This window comes from Veillonella tobetsuensis (genome assembly GCF_001078375.1).
Taxonomy (GTDB): domain Bacteria; phylum Bacillota; class Negativicutes; order Veillonellales; family Veillonellaceae; genus Veillonella; species Veillonella tobetsuensis.
On sequence record NZ_BBXI01000028.1, the window covers coordinates 1 to 377 of the forward strand.

Sequence of the window (377 nt, forward strand, 5' to 3'; positions counted from 1 at the left end):
ATCGGTCACGTTGACCATGGTAAAACTACTTTGACTGCTGCAATCACAAAAGTATTGGCTGAAAAAGGCCAAGCTGACTTCCAAGATTACAGCATGATCGATAAAGCTCCAGAAGAACGTGAACGCGGTATCACAATCAACACTGCACACGTTGAGTACGAAACTGCTAACCGTCACTATGCACACGTTGACTGCCCAGGCCATGCTGACTATGTTAAAAACATGATCACTGGTGCGGCTCAAATGGACGGCGCTATCTTGGTATGTTCCGCAGCTGACGGCCCTATGCCACAAACTCGCGAACACATCTTGTTGGCTCGCCAAGTTGGTGTTCCTGCAATCGTAGTATTCTTGAACAAAGCTGACATGGTTGACGA

At 47.5% G+C, this 377-nt stretch carries 1 protein-coding gene; it reads left to right on the forward strand.

Annotation, left to right across the window (positions count from 1 at the left end; translation table 11 throughout):
- The coding region (locus VEI_RS09240) for a GTP-binding protein (RefSeq protein ID WP_145749531.1) at window positions 1–377 on the forward strand (377 nt) is incomplete at both ends.